The sequence below is a fragment of the Streptomyces sp. NBC_00094 genome (genome assembly GCF_026343125.1).
Taxonomy (GTDB): Bacteria; Actinomycetota; Actinomycetes; order Streptomycetales; family Streptomycetaceae; genus Streptomyces.
On sequence record NZ_JAPEMB010000001.1, the window covers coordinates 4,717,429 to 4,731,790 of the forward strand.

The following is a 14,362-nucleotide window of genomic DNA, read 5'->3' on the forward strand; positions in this document are numbered from 1 at the left end:
AGTCGTCGGGAGCTGTCACGTGACGTGGTTGATGCCGTAGTCGCCGTTGTCGACGAGGACGTCGGTGGGGACCCGGGTCTGGAAGGGGGTGCGCCAGCTTCCGGTGCCGGGGTAGATGTACGAGGTGTTGTTGGGGCCGTAGGCGTAGAGGTCGGCGCGGCCGTCCATGGTGGCGTCGCCGATGCCGACGATCTGGCTGTACTGGTTCCAGCCGCCGCCGACGCGGATGCGGCTGGCGAAGGTGCCGTTGCCGTTGCCGAGGTAGAGCCAGAGGACGCCGGCCTTGTCGCGGGCGACGAAGTCTCCTGCGGCTGCTCCGGCGACGTTGCCGACGGCGCTGATCTGGTTGTAGATGTTCCAGCCGGCGCCGACCTTGGTGCGGTTGGCGAGGGGCGCGGTGGCGTTCCCTGTTCCCTTGTAGAGCCACATGACGCCGGCGGTGTCGGTGGCGAGGACGTCGGCGCGCCCGTCGCCGGTGACGTCGCTGCCGGCGGCGAGCTGGGTGTAGATGTTCCAGCCGGCGCCGATCCGGACCCGGCTCGCGAGGAGCACCGACGACTCGCTGCCGGTGCCCTGGTGGAGCCAGAGGACACCGGCGGCATCGCGTCCGACGACGTCGGGCGCGGTCGTCCCGGCGATGTCACCGACGGACTCGATCAGCTTGTAGCCGTTCCAGCCCTCGCCGACCCACTGGGGGTCCTCCACCGGGACGACCTTGCCCTTCCAGGCGTCGTACATGGTGTCGATGCGCTTGAGGATCCCCCGGTGGTCGCGGAAGAGCAGGTCCGGGGAGCCGTTGTTGTCGAAGTCGTGGATCTTGGGCTTGCGGGCGACCTTGAAGTCACCGGTGGCGTGCAGGTCCTCGCCGATGCCGTTGTGCGGCTTGGCGGTCAGCTTCCAGGTGTAGTCGCCGTTGAACGCGGCCTTGCCCGGATCGGTCTCGCCCTGAGCGAAGTTGCCGCGCCAGAGGAACCTGAAGTTTCCGGCCCCCTGGTTCGACAGGGAGTGGACGTAGCGCCGCCTGCTCTCCTTGTGGATCAGCTCCACGGTGTACGAGAAGTTGTCGTGCGACAGGTCCCAGCTCAGGTAGGCCCGGTTGTTCTGGAGGTCGAGGTCGACGACGGGACCGACGTTCGTCGAGTCGAGGGTCAGCGCGGTCGACTCGCCGGTGGTGGCGACGAGTTCGGCGGTCGGCTCGCCGTCTGCACCGAGTGCGATGCGGTAGACGCCCTCGCCCTTCTCGGCCGTTCCGCCGCGCACGAGGAGAGTGCCGTCGGGTGCGTGCACGAGGCTCGACGCGCGGTCGAGCAGCGTGACCGTCCGGCCGTCGGTGAGCGAACGGAGCGTGAGCGGCAGCAGCGGGTCGCCGGCCGTTCCCCCGCCGGTGTCGGTGGACCGGCTGTAGGCGACCCGGTCCCCGAGCAGACCCAGGACCTTGGAGACGGAGAATCCGACGGTGACCGGCGTGGTCGCGCCGGTGGCCCGGTCGGTCACGAAGAGCTTGTCGCCCACCCACCGGACGACCTCGGTGGGGGAGACGTCGGCGGGCCGGGACTCCGGCCCGCTCTCGGCCGGGGGTGCGTACGTCTCGGTCACCGCGGCCGAGGCCAGGTCGATCACGGCCAGGCCGGCCCTGGATGCGTCGACGCCCTTCGTCTTGTACGAGATGAAGGCCGTGCCGGGCGTTCCCTTCGCCCAGGCCACCGATTCGATGTCGGCCGGGAGACCGGTGATCTTGCGGTCGGAGAGGCCGGTGCCGCTCTTCGAGACGAGGTGGAGCTCCATGGGGCCGCTCGCGGGCGTCACCACCGCGAGGACGGTGGAGCCGTACAAGGCCCGGGCGTAGTGCGTGGAGCCCAGCGTGCGGAGGTCGATGACGACCGGGTCCGCACCGGCGGACGCGGGCGTGGACATGTCGCGGAGCCGGACCACCCGGCTGCCCGTGTCGGCCGTCGCCACGATGTCGGAGACGAGGGCGTTGGGCAGCGTGGAGGAACCGTAGGAGAAGGCCTCGGTGATCAGGGCCGAGGTGCCGTCCGGCCGGAACCAGCGGTACTCGAAGCCCGAGTTGTTCTCCGAGTCGACGTGCTCGATGGAGCCGAGGAACCCGTTCGGGCCCGAGCTGACGACCTCGGTCTTCGCCGGCAGCTTGGGCACGGGCAGGGGGGCTGCGGCCGGGGTGGCGGGGACGGCGCCGGTCGCGGCCGGAGCGGCGGTGGCGGGGACGGCGGTACCGGCGGTGCTCGCGGTGACGGCGAGGGCGGTGATGACGGCGGCGGCGAGCCGACGTCGTGCGGTGGGGGAGGGAGACAAGGGATCGTTTCCTCTCGGATCGGAGTCGTCAGGAGCAGTCAGGGGCGGTCAGGAGCCGTCACGTGACGTGGTTGACGAGGAGCTCGTAGCCGTCGGCGTTGTCGATGAGGAGATCGGTGGGCACCCGTCCCTGCAAGGGCCTGCGCCAGTCGCCGGTGCCGGAGTAGATGTACGAGGTGTTGTTGGGGCCGTAGGCGTAGAGGTCGGCGCGGCCGTCCTTGGTGGCGTCGCCGATGCCGACGAGCTGGGTGTACTCGTTCCAGCCGGCGCCGATCCTGACGCGGGTGGCGAAGGTGCCGTTGCCCTTGCTGAGGTAGAGCCAGAGGACGCCGGCCTTGTCGCGGGCGACGAGGTCTCCGGCGGTTGCTCCGGCGAGGTCTCCGACGGCGCTGATCTGGTTGTAGATGTTCCAGCCGGCGCCGACCTTGGTGCGGTTGGCGAGGGGTGCGGTGGCTTTGCCGGTTCCCTTGTAGAGCCACATGACGCCGGCGGTGTCGGTGGCGAGGATGTCGGCGCGGCCGTCGCCGGTGACGTCGCTGCCGGCGGCGAGCTGGGTGTAGATGTTCCAGCCGGCGCCGATGCGGACCCGGTCGGCGGGGAACTCGTTCTCGCTGCCGGTGCCCTGGTGGAGCCAGAGGACGCCGGCGGTGTCGCGTCCGACGACGTCGGGCGCGGTCGTCCCGGCCACGTCACCGACGGACTCGATGAGCTTGTAGCCGTTCCAGCCCTTGCCGAAGGGCGAGTACTGCCCCGCCGGCACGACCCTCCGGGTCTCGGCGTCGTACGTGGTGTCGAAGGAGCGGAGGTTCCCCTCGATGTCGCGGGCGAGCACGTCCGGGGAGCCGTTGTCGTTGAAGTCGTGGATCTTCGGCTTGCGCACGACCTTGAACTCGCCGGTCGCGTGCACGTCCGGCCCGGTGCCGTTGTCCGGCGTGGCGGTCAGGTCCCACGTGTAGTCGCCGTTGAACGGGTCCTGGCCCAGCGTGCTCCCGGTGGGAGCGGAGGCGGCGTCCCAGGAGAAGGGGATCTTGCCGTCGTACCTGCCCCTACCGGAGTGGACGAACGGCCGGCCGCTCTGCTTGTGGACCAGCCTCAGCGTGTACGAGAAGCGGCGGTGCGACAGCGTCCAGTTCAGCTGGAGCGGCTTGCCCGGGTCGAGGTCGTTGACGGGGGCGATGTCCGTCGAGAGGAGCGACAGCGGAGTCGACTTGCCGGTGGAGGCGACGAGTTCGGTGGTCGGGGTGCCGTCCGCCCCGAGCGCGATCCGGAAGATGCCCTCGCCCTTCGTGGCCGACACGCCCTGGACGAGGAGGGTGCCGTCCGGACCGGACAGGCTCCGCGACGCGTGGTCGAGAAGCGTGACCGTCCGGCCGTCGGCGAGAGAGCGGGCCGTGAACGGCACCAGCGGGTCGCCGGGCGTTCCTCCGTCAGGTTTGGTCGCCTTGCCGTAGGCGACCCAGTCCCCGAGCAGATCGAGTATCGCGGAGCCTTCGTCCCGGCCGACGGTGATCGACGTGTCCGTGCCGGTGGCCCGGTCGGTCACGAGGAGGTTCTCGCCCTGCCACACCGCGAGCTTCGTCGGGGAAACGGCCATGCGCCGGTATCCGTCCTGGCCGTAGGGCAGGGTCGGGTACGCATGGGTCACCGCGCCCGCGGCCAGGTCGATCGCGAGCATGCCGGTCTCGACGCCGTCCGCCGACTCGTACCTGACGATGATCGTCCCGGGTATGCCCGTCACCGCGAACGGACGCCCGAACGTGGCCGGGAGGCCGGTGATCTCACGGTCGACGACGGTGTCTCCGCTCTTGGAGAGGAGGTGGAGTTTCCTGGGGCCGCCATAGGGCCCCACATCGGCGAGCACGGTGGAGCCGACCATGGCCATGTAGCGGTAGTCGGAGCCCAGCCGGTCGAGGTCGATGACGACCGGGGCCGTGCCGGCGGGCGCGGACATGTCGTGGAGCGTGAGCTTCCGACCGTACCTGTCGAGCATCGGCATGATGTCGGAGAAGAGGGCGTTGGGCACCGTGTAGTCGCTCCTGTCGACCCTGCTCAAAAAGGTCGCGGTGCCGTCCGGTCGGTACCAGCGGGTTTCGACCATGGGCCACTCGTCGTAGTCGTTGATGTAGCGGCTGACGATGCCCGCGAATCCGCTCGGACCCGAGCTGACGATGCTGACGTCCTCCGGGACCTTGTACCCCGCCGGGGTGTCCTCGGCCGAGGCCGCGGAGGCCGCGGCGGCCGTGCCGGCCGTGCCTGCCGTGGTCGCGGTGGCCGTCGGGGCGGCGGTGACGGCGGTGCCCGCGGTGATCGCGAGGACGGCCGTGACGGCGGCGGCGAGTCGGCGCCGGGGAGCGCGGGAGGGAGTCAAGGGAACGTTTCCTCCGAGAGATCTGGCGGTACGCACATGTGTACGTACCGCCAGATCAGACACTTCATCAGGAGAAAAGGTTGTACGCCTTGGTCGAGTCGAGCGACGTGATCTCGGGACCGTAGAACGGCGCGGACGCGACGCCCGTGCCGCGGTAGTGGTAGACGTGCTTGTTGACCGCGCTGCGCGTGAGCAGGTCGGGCGTGCCGTCACGGTCGGCGTCGCCGGCGCCGACGATGTCGGACAGGGCGTTCCAGCCGCCGCCGATCTTCGTCCGGGTGCCGAAGCTGCCGCGCCCGTCGCCCTGGTACAGCCACAGCACGCCGGCCTTGTCGCGGGCGACGAGGTCGCCGGGCGCCGTGCCGGCGATGTTCCCGGTGACGGTGATCTGGTTGTAGATGGCCCAGCCGGCGCCGACCTTCTGGCGGGTGGCGTAGGGCGCGGAAACGGAACCCGTGCCCTTGTAGAGGTACATGACGCCCGCCTTGTCGGTGGCGACGAGGTCGGCCCGGCCGTCGCCGGTCAGGTCGCTGCCGCCCGCGAGCTGGTCGTAGACCTGCCAGCCGCCGCCGATCCGCGTACGGCCCGTGAAGCTGCCGCGCCCGTCGCCCTGGTACAGCCACAGCACGCCGGCCGCGTCGCGGGCGACGAGGTCGCCGACCGTGGAACCGGCGATGTTCCCGGTGGCCTCGATCCGGTTGTAGATCCCCCAGCCCGCGCCGATCCGCGTCTGCTGCGAACTGATCTGCTTCGTGTACGGGTTGTCGAAGGTGCTGTCCCGCCACAGCACGCCGCTCGTGTCCCGGGACAGCAGGTCCGGGGACCCGTTGTCGTCGAAGTCGTGCGGATGCGCCTTGCGGGTGACGGTGAACGTGCCCTTGGCCGTCACCGGCGCGCCGATGCCGCTGAGCGGCTTGGCGGTGACCTCCCAGGTGTACTCGCCGTTGTACGCGCTCAGGTCCGGGCCCGTGCCGTTCCCGCTGCTGAGGTCGCCCTTCCACCCGAACCAGGCGACACCGTTCGTGGCCTGGATCTGCGACATCGAGATGCTCTTGCCGGTCCGGACGTGCCGGAGGGTCGCCTTGAAGTCCACGTTCCAGCGGTTCAGGTACCACCGGAAGTCGACGTTGCCGCGGTACCGGTCCAGGTCGGCGGTGACGGGCACGCCGGCGGGCTTCACGAACGCGAGCCCGGTGGTCTGCCCGGCGGTGGCGACGAACTCGGCGGCGGGCTTGGCGTCCTGGCCGAGGGCGATCCGGTAGAGGCCCTCGCCGTCCGCGATCCGGCCGCCGCGCACCAGCTGGCCGCCGTCGGCCGTGGCGACGGCCGAGGTGATGTGGTCGAGCAGCGGGAACTTTTCGGTGCTCGTGAGGCTGTGAGCGGTCAGCGCGTGCAGCGGCGAGGGCTCGACGGAGTCGAGGCCGCCGCGCTGCGAGGAGGTCAGCCAGTCGCCGACGAGACCGAGCTCGACGGCGCCGACCATCCAGGTCTCACCGAGAGGAACGAGGGTGTCCGCCGCGTTCGCGTCGCCGCCCCGGGTGCGGACGACGGCCCGCGCCGTGTGGGTGGCCGTGTCGTACTCGACCCAGGCGATCCGGGTCGCGGAGACGGCGACGTCACCGTACTCGGCGGCCTTGGGCGTCTCGTACGTCTCCGTCACCGAGGCCGTGGCCAGGTCGAGCAGCGCCCGGTGCCGCGCACCCGCGCTCGTGGTGTAGGTGACCAGGGCGTGCTCGGCGGTGCCGGGGCGCACGCTGATCGCCTTCGCGCCGGCGGGCAGGCCGGTGACGGTGGCGGGGCCCGCGTCCTTGCGGTGCCGGACCAGCGCGACGCCGTTGTCGGTCGTCACGGTGCTGAAGACCGCCGTGCCCGCGACCCCGCCGAAGGCGATGGTGGCGCCGCCGACGCCCCCGGGGCCGTCGATGGTCCCCAGCGTGATGCCGAGGACCGTGGCACCGGTCTTCATGTCGCGGAGCGTGGCCTTGTCGGCCTCGACGGAGACCACCAGGTCGCCGTCGAGGGCGCCCGTCGTGGGGACGCGCCCCGGCAGGGCGGTCGGCGCGCTGCCGTCGTACGGCGTCCAGCGGTACTCGGGGATGGCCTTGTCGTAGCTGAGGAAGCCGGTCGTACCGGACGCGATGATCGTGGCGGCGCCCGGGTAGGCGACGACGTCCGCGGTCTGCGCGGTCTGCGCGGTCACGCCGGCCGGGAGCGGCGCGGCCGAGGCCGCGGGAACGGCGAGCGCGCCCGCGCCGAGCGTCACGGCGAGGACGGTGGCGACGGATGCGCTGAGACGCCGCCGGGTGGAGCGTACGGAAGTCAAGGAAGTCTCTCCAGGGATACGGGTGTTCGGCCTCGCGGCCGGAAAGGGGTGCCGGCGTCTCACCGGGCACGGCGGGTGCCGTGCCCGGTGAGACGTGCCTGATCAGGACCAGTGGTTGTACGTGACGCCCTCGGAGCGGTACCCGGTGGCCACGCGGCCCTTGAACGGGGCCTTCCAGCCGCCCGTACCGGAGTACAGGTACACCTTGTCGCCGACCGGGCTGTAGGCGACCAGGTCGTTGCGGCCGTCGCGGTCGGTGTCGCCCACGCCGACGAGCTGGGTGTACTCGTTCCAGCCGGCGCCGACCCGGATGCGCGGCGCGAACGTGCCGTCGCCCTTGCCGAGGTGGAGCCAGAGGACGCCGGCCTTGTCACGGGCGACGAGGTCACCGGCGGCCGCTCCGGCGACGTTGCCGACGGCCGCGATCTCGTTGTAGACGCCCCAGCCGGTCCCGGCGCTCTTGCGCACGGCGGCGAAGGGGGCGGTGTCCTTGCCGGTGCCCTGGTGGACCCAGAGGACACCGGTCTTGTTGACGCCGAGGAGGTCGGGCCGGCCGTCGCCGGTGACGTCGCTGCCGCCCGCGAGGAGGTTGTAGGTGTTCCAGCCCGTACCGACCCGGACGCGGTTCGCGAGCAGGCCGTTGCCCACGCCCTTGTGCAGCCACAGGACGCCGGTCCTGTCACGGCCGACGACGTCGCCGACGGCGGAGCCGCCGAGGTTGCCGGTGGCCTCGATCCGGTCGTACACACCCCAGCCGGTGCCGACCTTCAGGGGGGAGCCGAGGCCCTGGCGGGTCCACAGGGTGCCGCTGCCGTCACGGGCGAGGAGGTCGGCGGAGCCGTTGTCGTCGAAGTCGTGCGGCTTCGTCTTCCGGGTGATCTTGAAGGTGCCGGTCTTCTCCAGGACGGGGCCTGCCCCCTCCTGGACGTGGACCGTCCAGGTGTAGTCGCCGTTGGGCAGCCCGTCCCGGCTCGGATCCTGCAGATCGATCACGGCCGGCATGACACCGCTCCACCCGACGAACACGATTCTCGACGCGCCGGTCTTCACGTGCCGCACCTCGACCCAGCCGTTGACCTCCGCGCTGAACGTCCACGAGATCTTGTACGGGCCGGGGCGGTCCAGGTCGGCCACGGCCGGCACGGTGTGCGCGAGTAGTTGGACCGGCGGGATCGGTGCCAGGGGCGCCACGAGGGTGGAGGCCGGAACCCCGTCGGCGCCGAGCGCGATCCGGTACAGGCCCTCGCCGGCCTTGCCGTTGCCCAGCATGAGCTGGGAGCCGTTCGGGTCGTTGGCGATCGAGGAGATGGAGTCCCAGAAGGCGACGGTGCGGTCGTCGGTCAGGTTGTGGGCGATCATGCGGCCGTGTCCGAGCGACGAGTACGTCACCCAGTCACCCATCAGGCCGACGTGGCTCGGCGAACCGGTCGTGTTGGCCGCGATGCGCCTCTGGGCGCCGGTGGCGCGCGTGGTGACGACCACGTCGCCGCCCTCGGACCAGACGACGACCTTCTCCGAGACGGCGACGTTGCCCGTGGTGGACTGCGGGACCTCGTAGGTCTCGACGACGCCGCCGGCCTCCAGGTCGACGAGACCCCGGTACCGCTTCTCCGTGCCGTCCGTCGTCGCGGAGTAGGTGACCACACCGTACGAGGCGTTGCCCGCCTGGACGGTGATGTCCGAGGCGTCCGCGGGCACGCCCTTCACCACGCGGGTGGTCGTGGTGGTGCCGGCCTTGGTGTGGATCAGAAAGGTGTTGTTCACGTTGACCGTGAAGATCGCGGTGCCGGCGGCGCCCACGAACGCGCGGATGGGCCCCGCGATCTGGCTGTTGACACTGAGCACCGTGGCACCGGTGGCCATGTTGACGAGACTGGACTCGAAGGCGTCGACCGCCTCCATGAGGTCCGGCGCGCCGGTGGCCTGCCAGTCGTGGCCGACGCCGCGCTCTGCCGTGACGCCGTCGTACCCGGTCCAGGTGCCGTTGCTGGCCAGGAAGCCCGTCGTCCCCGCGAGGACGACCTCGGCGTCCCTCGGGAACGTCGGAGTCGCGGCCGCCACCTGAGCCCCCTCAGCCGCCGACACCCCGCCGGCCGGGGCCGCGAACGCGGGGGCGTTCAGGGCGCCGGCGCCGAGGGTGACGGCGAGGGCGACGGTGACGGCCGTGGTGATCCGGCGACGGGATACGGCGGTGTCGATCAAGGTGAAACGTTCCTCCCCCGAGGAGGACGCGCGTGTCGTCAGCGGCGTCCTCTAACTGGTCGGCGGACGGAGACCACCGCACGCCGACCAGTCAGACACACGAGGACGTCGAATGGTTGCACTAGGTTTTCCGCTCCAACACACCTCGTACGTACGCCGCCTGACCCGCGTGCTGGAGGTCGTCCGCGATCACCGACACCAGCCTCACGCCGAGGGTGACCGGCGGGTCCCAGGAGGTGTCGACGACCCGGCCCAGGTCCGCGTTCGTCACCGTCCCGGCCAGCTCCACCGTCCGCGCGTGCACGGCGTCGTGGTAGCCGAGCAGCAGCTCCGCCGACGCGCGCACCGCGGCCACCTGGGCGCTCGACTGGCCGTATCCGGTGGCCCCGTCCGGGAAGGGCAGGGCGAAGCGGGCCGCCCAGCCGTCCGCCGTCCACAGCTGCTCCGTATCGAAGGCGCCCGCGAGGTGGTCGTCCTGGATCCGGGTGAGGTGCCAGACGAGCCAGGCGATCGAGTTGGCGTCCGGGTCGATCCGGGCGCCGAGCTCGTCCTCCGTCAGGCCCTCGACGGCTTCGTGGACGGCCTCGCGGACCCGCCCGAACGCGTCCACCAGCAGACCGGCGCTGTTCACGGGAGTCACGGGAGTCACGGGAGTCACCGGGGTCATGGGAGTCACGGGAGGTTCCTCTCCGCCCTCCAATGTGCCACCGTCGCCTCGACGTCGAAGGGCTTCAGGTTCAGCGGGGGACCGGCCGGCGGACGGAGCAGGGCCTCGGCGATCTTCGTGTTGATCTCGTCGAGGATCCGGCGGACCTGCCGCTCCGAGACGGCCGCGGCCACCGCCTTCTCCGCGTCCTCGGCCTCCTTGCGGAGGGCGAGCGAGGGCGGCAGCACGGACGCGCCCTCGCTGTGCATCTTGCCCTTGATCCACCACAGTTCGTCGTACGGCGCCGAGTCGTCGGCCAGGGGCTTCCCGAAGCCGGGAAGGCTCCGGAACTCCCCGCGCTCCGAGGCCTCGCGGATCTGCCTGTCGATGAACGACTCGAAGCTGACGCCGGGCGGTTTCCGTTCGGTCATGTGTCCAGACTACGTAATCGCCGTCGAACGGGTGTGGTGCTCGCGGTCTACTGCCACACGCGATCTTCCGGCACGCTGTGGTCCGTTCAACGCGCGTCGACCCGTGCGGCGACGCGCTGTCCACCGCTCCCCACATCCCCGTACCGGAGGACGCATGCGTGCCCGCATCACCCCGCTCGGCACCCTGCTCGCGCTCGTCGCGGGTCTGCTCACCGCACTCGTCACGACCACCCCCGCCCAGGCGGCGCCGCTCTTCAAGGCCCCCTACCCCTGCGGCCAGAAGTGGACCTACGGCCACCACTCCGCCGAGGTCCGCCAGGCCCTCGACTTCATCCGCGCCGACGGCGGTACGACGGCCGGCACCCCGGTCCTCGCCTCGGCCTCCGGCACCGCCTACCGCTACTCCCAGCCGACCGGCGCGGGCAACTACATCGTGATCGACCACGGCAGTGGCTGGAAGACGTACTACTTCCACCTCAACGCCTACTCCGTCGCCAACGGCGCCTGGGTCGCCCAGGGGCAGCAGATCGGCACCACCGGCACCACCGGCAACAGCTCCGGCGCCCACATCCACTACGAGCAGCTCTACAACGGCGTCGGCCAGCCCATCGTGATCAACGGCGTCTCCCTCGCGCCCTACCCGGGCTCGTACGGCTCCAAGTACCTGACGAGCGACAACGGCTGCTCGGGCGGCGGAGGCGGGAAGTACTGGGTCGACACCTTCGCCAACGCGACCGGCTACGCGCAGGCGAACACCAACGACGCCCAGGGCGTGCTGAACGCGGGCACGAACTACGTCTACTGCAAGGTCTGGGGCCAGGAGGTCCGGGACGGCTCGGGCAACTACAACCACTGGTGGCTCAGGACCGACCTCGACACCGTCTACGCCGGGAAGAACGGCAACGGAGCGTACGTGTCCGCCTACTACCTGTCGCGCTGGGGCAACGACGAGGCCCGCGACAACAACGGAGCGGTCATCCCCACGTGCTGAGCCCGTGCTGAGCCCGCCCTGAGCCCGTGCCGAGCCCGTCCTGGGCCCGTGCCGAGCCCACCCCGAGCCCGCCCGGAAAAGGGCAGGAGCCCCGCTCGTGCCTTCCGGCACGGAGCGGGGCTCCTTGGGTACTGCTCTAGTCCAGCGCTGACGCCGGCCCGGGCACTTTAGGCCGGGCTGACGTTCTCCGCCTGCGGGCCCTTCGGGCCCTGCGTGACGTCGAAGGTCACGAGCTGGTTCTCCTCGAGCGAACGGAAGCCGTTCGTGTTGATCGCGGAGTAGTGGACGAAGACATCCGGGCCGCCGCCGTCCTGGGCGATGAAGCCGAAGCCCTTTTCAGCGTTGAACCACTTGACGGTTCCGGTAGCCATAAGCCCTCCTTGGGCCAAAGGGTTGCCCTGCTCCAGAACCTGCAAACAAGTCTGAAAACTACAAAAGCCTGCGGGTCACATGCTCCGCAGGCTCTGTACTGCAAGGGAAACCAAACTGCAACTTGCGTTGAGCGTAGCACGCAGGACGCGGCGGGCGGTAGAGGGAAAGATCACGTCACCCGCATGTTTGATCTGCGGTTCCATGCTGACGTCCGACGTGCCCGAGGACGGCCTTGGACACCGTGTCGCGCGCCCCGGCGATGTCCGCCGTACGAGACGGGTCTAGCCTCACTATGTGGACAATGCAACCGATGACCACCAGCGCAGCCGGCCCCGCGTCGGACACATCCAGTTCCTGAACTGCCTGCCCCTCTACTGGGGCCTGGCGAGGACCGGAACGCTCCTCGACGTGGAGCTCACGAAGGACACCCCGGAGAAGCTCAGCGAGCGCCTCGTGCGGGGCGATCTCGACGTCGGCCCCATCACCCTCGTCGAGTACCTCCGCAACGCGCAGGACCTCGTCGCCCTCCCCGACATCGCCGTCGGCTGCGACGGGCCCGTCATGTCCTGCGTGATCGTCTCCCAGCGGCCCCTGCGGGAGCTGGACGGCGCTCGGGTGGCGCTCGGTTCGACCTCCCGTACGTCGGTACGCCTCGCCCAGCTGCTGCTCGCCGAGCAGTACGGCGTACGGCCCGACTACTACACGTGCCCGCCTGACCTGGGCGTGATGATGCAGGAGGCCGAGGCGGCCGTCCTCATCGGCGACGCCGCGCTCCGGGCCTCCCTGCACGACGCTCCCCGCCTCGGGCTCCAGGTCCACGACCTCGGCCTCATGTGGAAGGAGTGGACCGGGCTGCCGTTCGTCTTCGCCGTGTGGGCGGCGCGCAAGGACTACCTGGCGCGCGAGCCGGAGACCGTCCACGAGGTGCACCAGGCCTTCCTGGCCTCCCGGGACCTCTCCCTCGAAGAGGTCGCCAAGGTCGCCGAGCAGGCGGCCCGCTGGGAGACCTTCGACGCGGAACTCCTTGAGCGGTACTTCCGTACGCTCGACTTCCGCTTCGGCCCGGAGCAGCTCGCGGGCGTACGGGAGTTCGCCCGCCGCACGGGCCCGACGACGGGTTTCCCGGCCGATGTCCGGGTCGAACTGCTGGGCCCCCGGGCCCGATAGCCCGCGCCTTAGGCCGTCTCTTAGGCGGCCCCTTAGGCCGCCTCTTAGGGCGCGCCTTAGGGGCCGGGGGCGTCAGGGAATGCGCGCGAACCGAATCACGAGCCCGGCCGCGACCGAATCACGAGCCCGGGCGCGCACGAATCGCGAGCCGAATCCGGTACGCCCCCGATGCTCCCGACGCCCCTTTCAGGACGTTCCCGGAATGCCCCGCGCAATTCACCCGGCATTCGCACCGGGCCCCGCCGACCGACACCCTGCCGAAGCCGCGACAAGCGCTGGCGTACGCTGGTTCGGTCTGTCAGAACCCCCTCCGAAAGGGACGTACCCGGTGACCGAGAAGGCCGAACTCACGTCGCTTGATGTCGCAGCCGTTCTCGACCGCGCAGCCGCGGGTGGCCGGATCACCCCCGAGGAGGCGCTCGACCTCTACCGCTCGGCGCCCCTGCACGCGCTGGGCGCCGCCGCCGACGCCGTCCGCCGGCGCCGGTACGCGGGGACCGAGCACATCGCGACGTACATCATCGAGCGCAACATCAACTACACGAACGTCTGCGTGACGGCGTGCAAGTTCTGCGCGTTCTACGCGGCGCCCAAGGACACCAAGAAGGGCTGGACCCGCGACCTCGACGACATCCTGCGCCGCTGCGCGGAGACCGTGGAGCTCGGCGGCACCCAGATCATGTTCCAGGGCGGCCACCACCCGGACTACGGCGTCGAGTACTACGAGCAGCACTTCGCCGCCATCAAGCAGGCCTTCCCGCAGCTGGTCATCCACTCCCTCGGCGCCTCCGAGGTCGACCACATGGCCCGCATCTCCAAGGTCTCCGTCGAGGAGGCGATCACCCGCATCCACGCGGCCGGTCTCGACTCCTTCGCCGGCGCCGGCGCCGAGCTGCTCCCCGAGCGGCCGCGCAAGGTCATCGCCCCGCTCAAGGAGAGCGGCGAGCGCTGGCTGGAGATCATGGAGATCGCCCACAACCTGGGCGTCGAGTCCACCTCCACGATGCTGATGGGCACCGGCGAGACCAACGCCGAGCGGATCGAGCACCTGCGCATGATCCGTGACGTGCAGGACCGGACGGGCGGCTTCCGGGCCTTCATCCCGTACACGTACCAGCCCGAGAACAACCACCTCAAGGGCCGTACGCAGGCCACGCTCTTCGAGTACCTGCGCATGATCGCGATCGCCCGGCTCTTCCTCGACAACGTCGCCCACATCCAGGGCTCGTGGCTGACCACCGGCAAGGAGGTCGGCCAGCTCTCCCTGCACTACGGCGCCGACGACCTCGGCTCGATCATGCTGGAGGAGAACGTCGTCTCCTCGGCGGGTGCCAGGCACCGCTCGAACCGCCTGGAGATCATCGACCTGATCCGCAAGGCGGGCCGTGTCCCGGCGCAGCGCGCGACCACGTACGAGCACCTCGTCGTCCACGACGACCCGGCGAACGACCCGGTCGACGAGCGCGTCGCCTCGCACATCTCGTCCATCGCGATCGAGGGCGGAACGGCCCACCCGGAGCTGAAGCTCCTCGACGCCAACTGACGCGCC

Annotated in this window: 10 protein-coding genes; 3 read left to right on the forward strand and 7 right to left on the reverse strand. The window is 70.5% G+C overall.

All coding sequences use genetic code 11. The features are described 5' to 3' along the window. Positions 1 to 15 precede the first annotated feature (15 nt). The 6 genes from OG580_RS20905 to OG580_RS20930 form a co-directional block, all read right to left on the reverse strand. Complete coding sequence (locus OG580_RS20905; RefSeq protein ID WP_267045204.1) at positions 16 to 2,313, reverse strand: VCBS repeat-containing protein; 2,298 nt, start codon at positions 2,311 to 2,313, stop codon at positions 16 to 18. A gap of 58 nt (positions 2,314 to 2,371) precedes the next feature. Continuing rightward, positions 2,372 to 4,681: a hypothetical protein gene (locus OG580_RS20910; protein ID WP_267045205.1), complete on the reverse strand. Its 2,310-nt coding sequence runs from the start codon at positions 4,679 to 4,681 to the stop codon at positions 2,372 to 2,374. A gap of 67 nt (positions 4,682 to 4,748) precedes the next feature. Then, the gene (locus OG580_RS20915; protein ID WP_267045206.1) at positions 4,749 to 7,004 is read right to left on the reverse strand and encodes a VCBS repeat-containing protein; all 2,256 of its coding nucleotides are present in this window, start codon (positions 7,002 to 7,004) and stop codon (positions 4,749 to 4,751) included. A gap of 102 nt (positions 7,005 to 7,106) precedes the next feature. Then, complete coding sequence (locus OG580_RS20920; protein WP_267045207.1) at positions 7,107 to 9,206, reverse strand: VCBS repeat-containing protein; 2,100 nt, start codon at positions 9,204 to 9,206, stop codon at positions 7,107 to 7,109. 121 nt (positions 9,207 to 9,327) lie between these two features. Further along, entirely contained in the window at positions 9,328 to 9,837 is a 510-nt protein-coding gene (locus tag OG580_RS20925; RefSeq protein ID WP_267048069.1) for a DUF664 domain-containing protein, read from the reverse strand. Positions 9,838 to 9,878: 41 nt separating this feature from the next. Beyond that, positions 9,879 to 10,283 carry a DUF1992 domain-containing protein gene (locus tag OG580_RS20930; protein ID WP_267045208.1) on the reverse strand — a complete coding sequence of 135 codons (405 nt, stop codon included), beginning with the start codon at positions 10,281 to 10,283 and terminating at the stop codon, positions 9,879 to 9,881. Between the two features lie 154 nt (positions 10,284 to 10,437). Here OG580_RS20930 and OG580_RS20935 point away from each other — a divergent pair, with 154 nt between their 5' ends. Beyond that, complete coding sequence (locus tag OG580_RS20935) at positions 10,438 to 11,274, forward strand: M23 family metallopeptidase (RefSeq protein ID WP_267045209.1); 837 nt, start codon at positions 10,438 to 10,440, stop codon at positions 11,272 to 11,274. A gap of 167 nt (positions 11,275 to 11,441) precedes the next feature. Here the strand turns inward: OG580_RS20935 and OG580_RS20940 are convergent, their stop codons facing one another. Further along, positions 11,442 to 11,645, reverse strand: coding sequence for a cold-shock protein (locus OG580_RS20940; protein ID WP_267045210.1), 204 nt, complete (start codon positions 11,643 to 11,645; stop codon positions 11,442 to 11,444). Between the two features lie 295 nt (positions 11,646 to 11,940). Here OG580_RS20940 and OG580_RS20945 point away from each other — a divergent pair, with 295 nt between their 5' ends. Continuing rightward, entirely contained in the window at positions 11,941 to 12,813 is an 873-nt protein-coding gene (locus tag OG580_RS20945) for a menaquinone biosynthetic enzyme MqnA/MqnD family protein (RefSeq protein ID WP_267045211.1), read from the forward strand. A gap of 328 nt (positions 12,814 to 13,141) precedes the next feature. Then, complete coding sequence (mqnC, locus tag OG580_RS20950; RefSeq protein ID WP_267045212.1) at positions 13,142 to 14,356, forward strand: cyclic dehypoxanthinyl futalosine synthase; 1,215 nt, start codon at positions 13,142 to 13,144, stop codon at positions 14,354 to 14,356. The last annotated feature ends 6 nt before the right edge of the window (positions 14,357 to 14,362 follow it).

What these genes read in the sequence shown, in the direction of transcription:
- OG580_RS20930 (WP_267045208.1), bottom strand. Translation starts at nt 10,283, where the DNA reads ATGACCGAACGGAAACCGCCCGGCGTCAGCTTCGAGTCGTTCATCGAC.
- OG580_RS20935 (WP_267045209.1), top strand. Translation starts at nt 10,438, where the DNA reads ATGCGTGCCCGCATCACCCCGCTCGGCACCCTGCTCGCGCTCGTCGCG.
- OG580_RS20940 (WP_267045210.1), bottom strand. Translation starts at nt 11,645, where the DNA reads ATGGCTACCGGAACCGTCAAGTGGTTCAACGCTGAAAAGGGCTTCGGC.